The organism is Bacillus sp. FJAT-49736, assembly GCF_018343615.1.
Classification (GTDB): Bacteria; Bacillota; Bacilli; order Bacillales; family Bacillaceae_C; genus Margalitia.
The window spans coordinates 937,310-950,647 of sequence record NZ_JAGYPI010000001.1; the positions used below are offsets into that span (position 1 = coordinate 937,310).

Annotated in this window: 12 protein-coding genes; 6 read left to right on the forward strand and 6 right to left on the reverse strand. The window is 36.0% G+C overall.

The genetic code is table 11. From position 1 onward, the window contains the following. Positions 1-53 precede the first annotated feature (53 nt). Complete coding sequence (locus tag KHA87_RS05010) at positions 54-392, forward strand: helix-turn-helix domain-containing protein (protein WP_213092999.1); 339 nt, start codon at positions 54-56, stop codon at positions 390-392. A 610-nt stretch (positions 393-1,002) separates the two neighbouring features. Here KHA87_RS05010 and KHA87_RS05015 read toward each other — a convergent pair. After that, complete coding sequence (locus KHA87_RS05015; protein WP_213093000.1) at positions 1,003-1,224, reverse strand: spore germination protein; 222 nt, start codon at positions 1,222-1,224, stop codon at positions 1,003-1,005. A 694-nt stretch (positions 1,225-1,918) separates the two neighbouring features. On the opposite strand from KHA87_RS05015, the gene KHA87_RS05020 reads away from it, so the two are divergent. Both KHA87_RS05020 and KHA87_RS05025 read left to right on the forward strand, forming a co-directional pair. After that, complete coding sequence (locus KHA87_RS05020) at positions 1,919-3,055, forward strand: exonuclease SbcCD subunit D (RefSeq protein WP_213093001.1); 1,137 nt, start codon at positions 1,919-1,921, stop codon at positions 3,053-3,055. 5 nt (positions 3,056-3,060) lie between these two features. Then, a complete protein-coding gene (locus KHA87_RS05025; RefSeq protein ID WP_213093002.1) occupies positions 3,061-6,195 on the forward strand; it encodes an AAA family ATPase in 3,135 nt (1,044 codons plus the stop codon). 99 nt (positions 6,196-6,294) lie between these two features. Here KHA87_RS05025 and KHA87_RS22365 read toward each other — a convergent pair whose 3' ends face one another. Further along, positions 6,295-6,420, reverse strand: a complete 126-nt coding sequence (locus KHA87_RS22365; RefSeq protein ID WP_283249411.1) for a hypothetical protein — start codon at positions 6,418-6,420, stop codon at positions 6,295-6,297. 171 nt (positions 6,421-6,591) lie between these two features. On the opposite strand from KHA87_RS22365, the gene coaW reads away from it, so the two are divergent. From coaW to selB, 3 genes are read left to right on the forward strand one after another with little or no spacing between them, the layout of a single operon-like run. Then, positions 6,592-7,407: a type II pantothenate kinase gene (gene coaW, locus KHA87_RS05030; RefSeq protein WP_213093003.1), complete on the forward strand. Its 816-nt coding sequence runs from the start codon at positions 6,592-6,594 to the stop codon at positions 7,405-7,407. Positions 7,408-7,443: 36 nt separating this feature from the next. Beyond that, complete coding sequence (locus KHA87_RS05035) at positions 7,444-7,638, forward strand: hypothetical protein (RefSeq protein ID WP_213093004.1); 195 nt, start codon at positions 7,444-7,446, stop codon at positions 7,636-7,638. A gap of 17 nt (positions 7,639-7,655) precedes the next feature. Continuing rightward, positions 7,656-9,536 (forward strand): selenocysteine-specific translation elongation factor, encoded by a 1,881-nt coding sequence (selB, locus tag KHA87_RS05040; protein WP_213093005.1) that lies wholly within the window; start codon positions 7,656-7,658, stop codon positions 9,534-9,536. A gap of 52 nt (positions 9,537-9,588) precedes the next feature. Here selB and KHA87_RS05045 read toward each other — a convergent pair whose 3' ends face one another. The 4 genes from KHA87_RS05045 to kynU form a co-directional block, all read right to left on the reverse strand. Beyond that, positions 9,589-10,317 carry a class I SAM-dependent methyltransferase gene (locus KHA87_RS05045; protein ID WP_213093006.1) on the reverse strand — a complete coding sequence of 243 codons (729 nt, stop codon included), beginning with the start codon at positions 10,315-10,317 and terminating at the stop codon, positions 9,589-9,591. Positions 10,318-10,568: 251 nt separating this feature from the next. Further along, positions 10,569-11,399, reverse strand: coding sequence for a tryptophan 2,3-dioxygenase (gene kynA / locus KHA87_RS05050; protein ID WP_213093007.1), 831 nt, complete (start codon positions 11,397-11,399; stop codon positions 10,569-10,571). A 19-nt stretch (positions 11,400-11,418) separates the two neighbouring features. Then, positions 11,419-12,039 (reverse strand): arylformamidase, encoded by a 621-nt coding sequence (kynB, locus tag KHA87_RS05055; RefSeq protein WP_213093008.1) that lies wholly within the window; start codon positions 12,037-12,039, stop codon positions 11,419-11,421. Between the two features lie 16 nt (positions 12,040-12,055). Continuing rightward, positions 12,056-13,330: a kynureninase gene (gene kynU / locus KHA87_RS05060; protein ID WP_213093009.1), complete on the reverse strand. Its 1,275-nt coding sequence runs from the start codon at positions 13,328-13,330 to the stop codon at positions 12,056-12,058. Positions 13,331-13,338 lie beyond the last annotated feature (8 nt).

Here is a 13,338-nt window from a genome sequence, read left to right on the forward strand (position 1 = left end):
TTCTCCATTTACGATAATGATGAAATTTAAAGTAGAAAGAAGTGGAAAGTTAAGTGGTCGACAATAAAGAATTTGGTCAATATATTAAAGAGCTTAGAGAAAATAATGGATATTCAAGCCAAAGAAGTTTCGCTTCAATGCTAGGGGTATCAAATGCAACCGTTGCTCGTATTGAACGCGGTGAAGTCGAAGCCAGTATCGAAACCCTGCAAAAGATGGCTAAATTTTTTAATTTGAATTATTTAGATTTAATGGATAAACAAACTGGATTAATTAAAACTCAGAACAGATCCGAATCACTTTATGTAAAAATTAAAATGCTTAAGAAGGATCAAATTGATATTATAGCAAGTTTAGTAGATGAGTTTCTAAAATTAGAAGGTAAAATATAATTATTTTTGAAAGGGCCAGCAAATATGAACTGCCCCCCAATGGTTAGACACCATCTAACTATTGGGGAGCAGTTCATATCTGGTTTCTTTTTATTTTAAATATATTTGAAAAAGGCCCATTTAAAAATGTATAAAAGCCCTAAGATAAATGAAATGTACAAACCCTCTTTCTTTTTCATAAATTACAAAGTATGTACTATCAATCTTGAAGGAGGAAGCAGTTGTGAATTTATTTAGAAAACAACGTTTAAAATTGAACAGAATCCTATTATTTATAGTGGTGATTGTAGCATTTCTTCCATGCTTATTCGTAATGCCAATAAAAAAACGCAAGTATATAAAATTACCTTAATTAATGCATCCTAAAAGGGTGCTTTTATTTTGCCAAAAGATGAATAAATGAAATTAGTTGATCATTTAAACCGAGATACAAGAAAGAAGTTGGAGGAACTGAAAAAAAAGGAAACCTCCAACAAGGATAAAAACGTAAAGATAAATTGTATCAGGAGAAAGTTGATTGAAATTAAAATCATGAGAATGAACCGTAATATCCAAACAGCATGTGAATCACTAAAATCTACAAACGCCCTCTCAAATGAGAGGGTGCTTCTTAATTATTTCCTGTCATAGGCTGTTCAAAGATGCTAGTGTCAAACGTATTATTTATACTGAAAGCAGTAAATTCTATGTTGATTACAGCTGTTCCACCTCCACTTGAACCATGTGTGGTTTTAGCTGCAGTCTTTGGCGAAATGAATGCAGTATCTCCAAAATTAACAGCCGCAGTTCCTCCTACATTTAAAATTTGAGAATTTCCTATAAAAGCTGGCATTATTCTCACACTCCCAAATGAAAAGTCTTACATTCAATACATATAGCTTATTCGCTTTGTCCATAATGGAGTGGACTAACATCTTGACAATACTCAAGAAAAAGCACTTATCATTCAAAAGTGGCTTCATCTTAAAAAAATTAGGATCAATAACAGTATCCGAAATGAGAAAAAGGAGTTTCAACAGGATAGATACTAAGCTTACTCGAATTTAAATTTCTCGAGGAGAAAGATAAAAAATCGGGAAGAAGCTATAGAAAAAGTGGCAACAGCAAAAAGTTATTCAAATCTAACAAATCTTTTTCCCTGTTACATGGAAATCCCCTAGTGGAAAAATATATGGATCCGATTGAAAAGAATAAAAATTACATAAAAAGTCAGGAGAGTTAGAATATTACAAAAAGGTTTGGAGGCATATAAAGAGCCCTTTCGATACAAAAGGGTCTTCTTTGTATATCTCATTTTGATCTTCAATAATTTCGGTGTCTTTTGAGTTTTAGGTATAAACTCATAAGCTTTCTTCTTGTCTGTTACAACATAATACTTTTAAAATATAGTTAATTTCATATAGAGTATCATAAGAACGAGTATTCCCCTTTTTGTATGCTTTCTTGAAATTATCCACATAAAGTAAGAAGTACTTTCCCATTTTGCTATAATAGTATTATCAAATGATCCAGTTGAGGTGATAGCAGTGAAGTTTATTCATACTGCAGATTGGCACTTAGGCAAGCTCGTACACGGAATTTATATGACCGAAGAGCAAAGATATGTATTAGACCAATTTGTTCATTTAGTGGAGGAGGAAAAGCCTGATGCAGTTGTGATTGCGGGGGATTTATACGATCGATCTGTACCTCCAACAGATGCTGTAGAATTATTAAATGATGTCCTATATAAGATTAATGTAGAATTGAACACCCCGGTATTGGCGATTTCAGGGAATCATGATAGTGCTGAAAGATTGTCTTTCGGTTCTTCCTGGTACCGGAGAAGCAAGTTTTTTATGAATGGAAAATTAACTAGAAATCTAGATCCCATCCATCTAAACGGGGTTAATTTTTATTTAGTTCCTTATTCGGAGCCAGGTTTAGTCAGGGATGTATTGGATGATCAATCAATCCAGTCTCATGATGATGCTATGAGAACGATAGTAGGGAGAATCGAAGAATCCTTAAATCCAAATGAGCCGAATGTTTTTGTTGGACATGCTTTTGTACTGGGAGGCAAAACCACTGATTCCGAAAGAATACTGTCAGTCGGCGGATCAGGATGTGTCTCCAATGATTGCTTTAGTCCTTTTTCCTATACTGCCCTCGGCCATTTGCACAGTCCAGATGCCATTCAGCATGATTTCATTCGATACTCTGGATCTCTATTAAAATATTCCTTTTCAGAAGCGAAGCAACGGAAGACGGTATCTATCATTAATATGGATGAAAAAGGAAACATCCAAATCGAAGAGCGGACCTTAAAACCAAAGCAAGATATGAGAGAACTGGAAGGCTATTTGGAGGAAATATTAGATCCATCCTTCTATCAAAATCAAAAACTGGATGATTATTTTAAAATTACGCTAAAAGATCATGGAGCATTACTAGATCCAATTAATAAGCTTCGCAAAGTCTATCCAAATGTTCTTCATTTGGAAAGAAAAATCGATCAAATAGACTTGAAGACAAAGCAATCATTTCAAGCGATAAAAGGAAATATGAAATCAGAACTATCATTATTTGAGGATTTTTATCGGGAAATGACCACTTTGGAATTTTCGGAAGATAAGAAGGAGCTCATTGCATCGATTATCGATAAGGTGAAGGGAGCGGTATAGCCAAGATGAGACCACTAAAATTAACTATGCAGGCATTCGGACCTTATGCAGGAAAGGAAGAAATTGATTTTCAAAAGCTTGGAAACAGAACGATGTTCGTCATTTCGGGCAAGACCGGCTCAGGAAAAACAACTATATTCGATGGAATAAGCTTTGCTATTTATGGAAAAGCCAGTGGGGATGATCGTGGCGGTAGTGATTTGCGAAGTCAATTTGCTCCAGATGATTTGCAAACGGAGGTTTCTCTTGAATTTTCATTAAGGAGTAAAACGTATTATATTTGGCGGACCCCGCAACAAGAGAAAAAAAAGGCACGCGGAGAAGGGTATACCCAGATAGGGGCGAAAGCGGAGCTGTACATCGTCCATAGTGATGGAACGAAGAATATTATTGCCACTAACGTACGGGAAACGGATGAAAAAATAAAAGAAATTGTGCAGTTAGATGCAAACCAATTTCGGCAAATTTTAATGATTCCTCAAGGGGAATTTCGCAAACTATTAACATCCGAAAGTAAAGATAAAGAAATGATTTTACAAAAATTATTTCATACCGAGCTTTATAAGCGAATTGAAGAAAGACTTAAGGAAGAGGCAACCGTTTTAAGGAAAGTGGTGGAAGTAAAGGTAAATGAACGTTCTCAGCATTTAAAAAGTATATTTTACAGGGACAATGAAGAGTTAAAGGAACTGCTTGCTGAAGAGAATCCGAATGATATTAAAGTGTTAGAGCTATTAGAAGCCCAAATTCAACAAATAAAACAAGAGCTTAAAGTGGAAAACGCTAGATTTGAAAAAATAAAAGAGACTAGAGATGTAGCGAAAAGAAATCTGGATGAAGCTACCGCACTGGCTAAACAATTTGAGGAGCGGGAGTTGTTGTGGAAAACGAAAGAAAATCTTGAATCCAGACAGGATGGAATAAAAAACAAACAATTAGAAATTGAAAATGCTTATAAAGCATTTAGGCTAGAGCAACAGGATTTGCTATGTCACCGCTTAAGAAAAGAATATGATCAATTTAAACAAGAATTAATCGATATAGAGAAAAATATTTTAATCACCAAAAATAAAGAAATGGAAACGGAACAACAATTTAGACAACATGACGCGAAAAAGGAAGAAATAGATAAGATTGCTGAAGAAATAACAAGTCTCATGAATCTGAAGGATGAAATATATTCCCTGCAAATGAGCAAGGAAAAGGTAGACCAAGTATTTGCAGAAAAACAGACATTGGAAAAAGATATTCAAGTTGCTCAAAAGGCGATAGAGGATATTACACTTAAGATTTCAAAGCGGAAAATGGACATTAAACAGCTGGAAGAAGTTCGTATTCAAGTATTTGAAAATGAAAGGGAGCTGTCGAAGTGGACCGATGATTTGAGTAGGTTAAAAAAAATCCAATCCCTACTTCAAGAACATATCCTGCAGGAAAAAAGCTATAAGGAAAGTCAGCAAAAATATGAAAAAGCAGTAGAACGTTTAAATGACATGAAAAGCACCGTGGCAGTGTTAGAAGAGAATTGGCAAAATGGACAGGCAAGTATTCTTGCTTCGAAATTAATGGATAACAATCCATGCCCGGTTTGTGGCTCTAATCATCATCCTGCACCTGCTCACAGTGACGTGCAAATTCCGACGGAGAATGAATTGAAATCGGCAAGACAAGATGTAGAACACCATGAAAAGGAAAAGCTAGCAGCTGAGTCTGCATGGTTGGAGTCTAAGTCAAAGTATTCCTTAACGGAAACAACAATAGCGGAAAAAATAGAGGAAATAACCCTTAGTATTCAAGATTTTTCAATTAAAAATCTTGATCCTCTTATGAAGCATTATGCTAGTAAACAAAAAGAATTGGAAGAAACGTTAAAAGGCCAAAAAAATCAAATTAGTTTACTGCCTTCCTTTGAAAAAGAATTAATCCACTTAGAAACGCTGGAAAAAGATAAAATAGATAAGCTAGATCAGCTTTTAAAAGATGAAAAAGAAACTGGGTCTCTTTATATTCAGCAAAGTACGAAATATGAGGAAACAGTAAAGAAAATACCGGTTGAGCTGCGTTCCGTTCACCAATACGAGGAAAAGCTAAACAGTGCTCAAGTATTAAAGAAAAAAATGCAGAATGCATTAGAATTCGCCAGAAATGAATGGCAAAAAGTAAAAGAGCAGTTATCAGGGCTCGTTGCTTCCCAAAAACAGCTAGATACACTGGTTCAAAATACCGAGGATAAGCTGCAAACAGAGCGAAATGTTTTTAAGTCAATGTTGGAGGAGAACGGTTTTGAGAATTATCAGCAGTTTGCTGATTCAAAACGGACAGAAGCAGAGATTAAGCAGCTGGAGGGTATAGTACAATCCTATCGTGAGGAATATCGATCTGTTTCCGATCGTTTGAATGATATGAACGAAAGATTAGAGTCTGTTTCACAACCTAATATTGAAGATTTGCAAATCCAATTTATACAGTTGGAAGAACAGATTAATCACATAACAGATCAATTGACTAATATTAAAATGAACATTAGCCATAATGAAACAATTAAGGAACGGGTTATGTCAATTAATAGTGAAATTAAAAAGGCAGAAGAACAGTTTCATTTAATTGGACATTTATCCGATATTTCGAAGGGTCAAAATACGTATCGAGTAACGTTTGAAAGATTTGTACTTGCTGCGTTCCTAGACGATATCTTACTTGTTGCTAATTCACGCCTTACTAAAATGACAAGCGGACGTTATACGTTACAACGGAAAACAGATCGTTCTAAGGGGAATGTCCAAAGCGGTTTAGAGCTTTTAGTTTTTGATCAATATACAGGGCAAGAGAGACATGTTAAGACATTATCTGGAGGAGAAAGCTTCAAAGCGTCTCTTGCTTTGGCGCTTGGACTTGCGGATGTTGTCCAGGAATATGCTGGAGGAGTTTCATTAGAAACCATGTTCATTGATGAAGGGTTCGGAACCTTGGATCCAGAATCCTTAGATCATGCAATTGAGGCTTTAATGGATATTCAGAACAGCGGCAGATTGGTAGGCATCATTTCACATGTGCCGGAATTGAAGGAAAGAATAGATGCGAGACTAGAAGTGGTTGCCTCGCAAAATGGCAGCTATACAGAATTTAAATTTCTTAGTTAATAAATTCTGCTATCCCCCTTTTGAATTGAATAAAGCAAATATCTCTTATTCCTCTCATATAATGAAAGGGGTAGGCAAAAGGGGGATTTTCATGTACTTTTATTTTGCTATTGTTTTATTTTCCATCTGCTTTTCTACTTTTTGGTGCTTTTTTCGTTTTAAAAAACTTTCATATGTTCGAAAAATCTTTATCGAAGCAGTACTTTGTAATTTTTGCATATTCATGGCAGGCTCCTCCTGGTGGATAATTTCACAAAAGGAAAAATCCATTGTTGTTCCGGGTATCATCTATTACATCTTTGCTTTTTTTTTAATTGTTTTTTTGAATAAAATTACAATATCCTTGCAGAGGGATAAAGATACAAATGAATCTTTGCAATGTAGGAAGTGAAATCATTGATTAAAAAAATCGGAATAGATGCAGGTGGAAGTTTTATTAAAATTGCATATGAAGAAAACGCTAAATTGCATTATAAGTCGTTTTTAAGCAATAATGTGGATGAAACGGTAACATGGATTAATTTGCTTTTTTCCGATGCACAAAAGATACTTACAGGCGGAAGAGCCAAGGAGCTTCACAGAAAATTAAAGGATGAGGTCGAAATAATTTCTGAATTCGATGCAGCTTTATATGGAGTGAAGTATATTCTTAATGATGAATATCATATTTCGTTAGACGATTACCTAATAGTGATTATTGGCACCGGTACGTCTATCTTATTGGTTAAAGGTGAACAACAGGTTCGTATTACAGGAAGCGGCATGGGAGGGGGAACCTTTCTCGGACTTGGCTCCTTGTTAACAAATATACATCAGTATGAGCAATTAGTGGAGCTAGCTGCAAATGGAAATCGTAATTCTATCGACTTAATGGTTGCAGATATATATGAGAATTCAGATACACCTATCCCTGGTGATTTGACTGCTGCCAATTTTGCAAAGGTATATGGTGAAAGTGGTCTTACCACACTAAGTGATAGGATGGCTTCTTTAGTGAATATGATTGCAGAAACCATTTGTTTATTAATTCAGCAGTTCGTTCATACCAATAATATTCAACATGTTGTTTGCATAGGTGGAGGGTTAAAAGGAAATATTCCTCTCCAAATGGCATTAAAAAGGAATTTTCATCTTGTGCAAGTAACATCCTATTTTCCAAGCTCTGGTCAGTTTGCTGGTGCTATTGGAGCCCTATATAATAACAATCAATAACTAACACAATTATTACAAAAAATGGCGGTGCTTTTTTTGGAAAAAACGTATTATGTTGCAACCCTATTTTTCGGGTTCATTATTACACTAGCAATTTTATGCTTCGCAATAGTTAGTTTCTATCTTCATTATCCTTGGGCAGGTATTCTTTTTATTATTATTTTTCTTGCAGGTATTTCAATGAATGTAGTATTTGCAAAAAAATGGATTCAAAAGAGTAATAAAGGGTAGCTTACCAGGTGGATCTTATGAAGAAAAGATATTTTACTGTAGGCATGGCGGGGCATATTGATCATGGAAAAACGGCTTTAACAAAAGCATTAACAAATGTTGATACAGATCGCTTAAAAGAAGAAAAGGAAAGACAAATTTCTATTGAATTAGGATTTGCGCCACTTTATGACGATGACAAGACGCAAGTCTCGATCATCGATGTGCCAGGACATGAGAAATTTATTCGCAAGATGATTGCTGGTGTAGCAGGAATAGATTTTGTGATTTTGGTTATTTCGGCAGATGAAGGTGTAATGCCGCAAACGATTGAGCATGCTGAAATATTATCATTTCTAAAAATCAGAGACGGGATCATTGCACTAACGAAAACGGATAAGGTGGACAAGGATGTATTAGCCCTTGCAATGATGGATATTCGTGAATCATTAAAAGGGACAATGTTTGAAAAGCTGCCTATACTGCCAGTTAGCAGTATCACCAAACACGGCTGTGAAGAATTAAAATCTACTATTTTGGAAAGATTAGCTGTTCAACCGGAACGCTTTTCAGATGGTGACTTTCGAATGCCGATTGATCAGGTCTTTACGTTAAAAGGACAAGGTACCATCGTGCGTGGAACTATTTATGAGGGGAATGTTAAGGAAGGAGACACTCTTTTACTCCATCCGAATGATCAAAATGTAAAGGTTAGGCAAATTCAAGTTCATCATCATCGTGTAAAAAATGCTTACTCCGGTCAACGTACTGCATTGAATATTTCGGGAATTCCTTTCCATGAAATAAAAAGAGGGGACACACTTGTAAGCACTAAGGGCCTAAATACAACCAATACATTGGATGTAAATATTCATGTGGTGCAAAATCTAAAACACATGATTAAGCAGCGAATGCCTATTAATTGTTATATTGGCACCACAGAGGTGACAGGGAAAATTGTTTTTTTCGATCGTAATGAAGTGATGAAAGAAAATAATGAAATACTATGTCAATTAAGACTTGATGCGCCTATCGTTGCTAAACGAGGAGACCGTTTCATTATTAGAAGGCCATCTCCATATGAAACGATCGGAGGGGGCTGGGTAATTGATCCATATGGAAAACGGTATAAATTTGGTATGGAAACGATTCAGTACCTACAACAAAAGAGTTCAGGCAGCCTTTCGGAAAGACTGTTTTCATTTATACAGGAAACAAAGGCAAAAGAAAAAAGCCAAATTTTATACGACTTGTCCATAAAAGTACAGGAGCTTGAAAAAATAATTAATCATGAGGATTGGATCTTGTATGATAATCAATTTATCACTCATATTTCCATAGTGAACAATTTGATAAAGGAGATAGAGGAGAAGCTAATTTCTTTTCACACAGATTTTCCATTACAAATCGGAATGAACAAAGCAGAGCTTTTACAATACTTACAAATCATTTATCCTATACACTTAATGGAATATTGCTTAACGAAAGGTTATGAAGAAAGCAAGTGGATCTTTGATGGACCATATATTTTAATGAAAAATTTCCGTCGACACATTCCTGAAAGGTGGAACAAGCCTGTTGCCAAACTATTGGCTTTAGTCAAAAAAGATGATTGGCAAGTGGATAGCCTTTTTCACTATATGGATAATTTGAGTATTGAAAATAAAGTATGGAAAGAAATTACTGGATATTTAGTTGAACAAGGCTCTATTGTTCCATTAACGGAAACTTTATACTGGCATAAGGAAACATTCCTTTATTATGCAGAAAAGTTAAAAAACAATACCCGTAGTTCATTCGAAATGCAAGAGGCAAAAAATATTCTTGGTTTTTCGAGAAAATACTTAGTTCCCTTTTTAGAGACTTTGGATAGAGAAAAGGTAACAATCAGAAACGGTAACGGAAGAACATGGAATTAAGCCAGCTAAAGAGAAATGCCCATTACGATATATAAACGTAATGGGCATTTCACTATGCTTCTTTCTTAGCACGGAATACTCGAAAACCAATTAAATGTCCATACATATTAGTCAGTTCATTATGTGCAAAAAGGATGCTAACTAAATCGGGTGACACATTGGGAGACATATGAAATTCCGGGTCCAATAGTGGCTGTGGCTGCTGCAAATGTATATGAATGGAAGAGCCTGCAAGTCTTTCTATAGCAGAAAAACCAGCTGACTTCATTTCTTCCATCCACTCTTTCTCCGTTAAGACATTGTCCATTCCATAAACCGTACATATATTTTGTTTTTCTTCATCACTTAGCGGCCCTTCTGCATTCATATCAAGGTCTATTAATATTCCGTTTGACTTTAAAACACGGTAAAATTCTTTCAAAGATTTGTTTATATTAGTAAAGGCTGTAACCGACTCCGCGATAACAATATCAAAGGATTCGTCCGGATAAGGCAATTCTTCAATACTTCCCTGAATAACAGGAACGGAGAGATTTTCCCTAATAAAACGTTGTCTTGCTTTCTCAACCATAATTGGGTGATGATCAATGGCTGTAACCTGACATTTATATCTATCAGCAAGATAGGCAGATGTTTGACCGGTTCCGCACCCTGCATCTAAAATGGAAGTTTTCGTAGTAATTTTTTCATTTTCCAGAATTTGTTTTGTAAGATGCAATCCTCCTGGATGTGCACCACCTATTCCATAAGATGCTAAAGCATCTTGATAAGTAGATTTCAAGCTTTTCACCCCTAGAATTCAATTCTTTATAAGACTATTTTCGCCATAGATGGTTATGTTTCGTATAATAGTTCTCAATACGCAATGAGTTAGGGTACGGTACTACTATTTTGCTATACTAAATGATTTATATGAATTAAGCATACCCTTCATTTTGCGAAAAGAGCCTCTGTTTCAACATCATATGAATTCGGGGTGATTGTGTGACAAACTATGGGTATATACCCAGTTTTAAAGTACAAAAAAATGCTTTATATTTTTGTTCGCAAATCCCAAAGCTCAGGAAAGAAGCGGTGATCCAACACTTTTTTGAGATAGCTGACACCTGCTGAACCGCCAGTCCCAGTTTTATGTCCTATTATTCTTTCAACGGTTTTCATATGGCGGAAACGCCACTGCTGAAGCCAATCCTCTATATCTACTAGTTTTTCGGCTAATTGGTATAAATCCCAATATCGATCGACGTTTTTATATACCTCCAGCCAAGCGGCTGCAACAGTATGGTTTCCTTCGTATGGTGTAGAGTAATCTCTTTCCAAAAGGCTTTGTTCAATGTAAAAGCCTTCTTTGGCTAGTGCCATAATTGCAACATCATATATACTTGGTGCATGGAAAGCCTTCACTAGTTCAGCATGAAGGGTAGGCTCCTTTTGATAGATGGCAAGTATATGCTTCGTTTTATATCCAAGAGCAAATTCTATCATCCGATATTGGAAAGATTGAAATCCAGATGCTTGCCCTAATTTATCTCGGAATTCCATATATTCGGATGGGGTTAAAGTTGAGAGGACATCCCACGCTTGAATTATCTGGGTTTGTATTTTTGATACCCGTGCGAGCATTTTAAATGCGGGTGCCATTTCTCCTTCCTGAATTGATTTTATAGCAGCATTGATTTCATGGAGTATTAATTTCATCCAAAGCTCGCTAACTTGATGAATGATAATAAAAAGCATTTCGTCATGATGGTCAGATAATCTGTTCTGACTTGATAAAAGCTTGTCGAGTGTTAAATAATCTCCGTATGTCATTTTATTAGTAAAATCAGTAATGACCCCTTCGTTTATATGTTTATCTGTCATGTTCCCACTCCCTTGGAATTTATAAAGGTTTTATTATTGCTCTTACCGGACTTCCATCTGCCTCTTCTATTTTCAATGGAAGTGCTACTAGATAATAGTCCCCTGGATGGATCTCATCTAAGACAACGTTTTCTAAAATGTGGACTCCGTTATCAAAAAGTGCATGATGGGTTTCTAAATCCTTACTGTCGAGCGGGTCAACAGAAGGTACATCCACTCCAAACAGTTTTACTCCTATTTGATGTAAATAAGGTCCCAAGTCAGAACAGAAAACCGGAATGCTGTTTGGAAATATAGTTGGTGTGGAAGTTGTTTTTGTTTTCAATAGAAGCCTGCTTACTCCTTCTAAATCATAATCTTCCAGTTCCTTCGCACCAATTTTATTCAAATGGGAAACATCTATGATTCTGGCATTTCCAACATAAATGGAAATATCCAAATCCTTTACTTTTCCTCCATTTGTATCAAAATGAAAGGGTGCATCAATATGGGTTCCAGTGTGAACACTCATGATGACCTTTCCAATATTTACTGAACCGCTCTGTTCTTTCGTAACCTCCACCTCATAGTGAAAGGGAGTATCTCCGGGCCACACGGCAATATTATTTGTTAATGGCTGCGAAATATCAATCCATGTCATTATTTTTTCCTCCTTGCTACGCTATTACATCTCTAGTATTCTCAAATTCTCTATACTTTTTAAGATTCATAATATCTTTTAAGATAGTTATGGCATGATAGACATCTTCATATGAATTATAGAAGGCAACGGGTGCAAAACGTATCCCATTAGGTGCACGAAAATCTGGAATTACTCCATTTGCCTTCAGTGCCTTGCAAATACTCGCAGCCTCTTGGTGTTCCAGGAATACATGCCCGCCACGCGTAGACTCGTCTAATGGATTCGCAATGGTTAAGCCAAAATCAATTAATTCTATATTAATCAGTTCTATCATATAATTTGTAAGCCTTATTGATTTTGATCTGAGCTTATCTATCCCGGCTTCTGCAAACATTTCTAATGAACCTATTAAAGGAGCCATGCTTAATAAGTGTGGTGTTCCAATTTGAAATGTACCTGCTGCATTTGCAGGGGTCAATAAATGATCCATGTCAAATTGAACTTCCTTTTTGGAACTAAACCAACCGGCAAGTCCGGGGATTTTACCAAAATGATTCTGATGGACAAATAGTCCTCCTACACTTCCAGGTCCCGCATTTAAATATTTATAATTGCACCAGAATGCAAAATCAACATCCCAATCATGAAGGGAATGGGGGATTGCACCTATGGAATGGCATAAATCAAAGCCGATTAAGATATTTTGTTTGTGTGCGGCTTCCGTAAGGCGCTTCATATCAAGAATTTGTCCGCTTCGATAAAGGACACCGGGCAGTACGACTAAGGCAATTTCCTCGGTCATCGCCGCTATAATATCATCCTCATTAAGTGTCCTGCCATCCCGGCTAGATACTTTAACTAAATGAGTACTAGGATCCAAACCTTTTAGCTTTATTTGGCTTTGTAATGCATATATATCTGAAGGGAAATTTAATTCATCTGCTAATATTTTCGTCTTATTACCTTCAGGCTTATAAAAGGTGGCGGCAAGCTGATGAAGATTTACAGTTGTGGAACCGGTTACAATTACTTCGTCAGGGACAGCTCCAACTAAAGGTGCAGTCAATTTCCCTAGTTTTTCTGATAAATAAAACCATGGATATTTTCCATTTGTCCAGCCATCAATACCTAATTGCTTCCAAGATTCTAATATTTGCAGGCAGGATGCCTCTGCCCGTTTGGAAAGAAGACCTAATGAATTACCATCCAGATAAATAGTATCTTCTTTTAAATAAAATTCCTTTTTATATTCCGCTAACACATCTTGCTCATCTAACATTTTCGCATAGGCAAGGGAATCTCTTTCCATAATGGTTC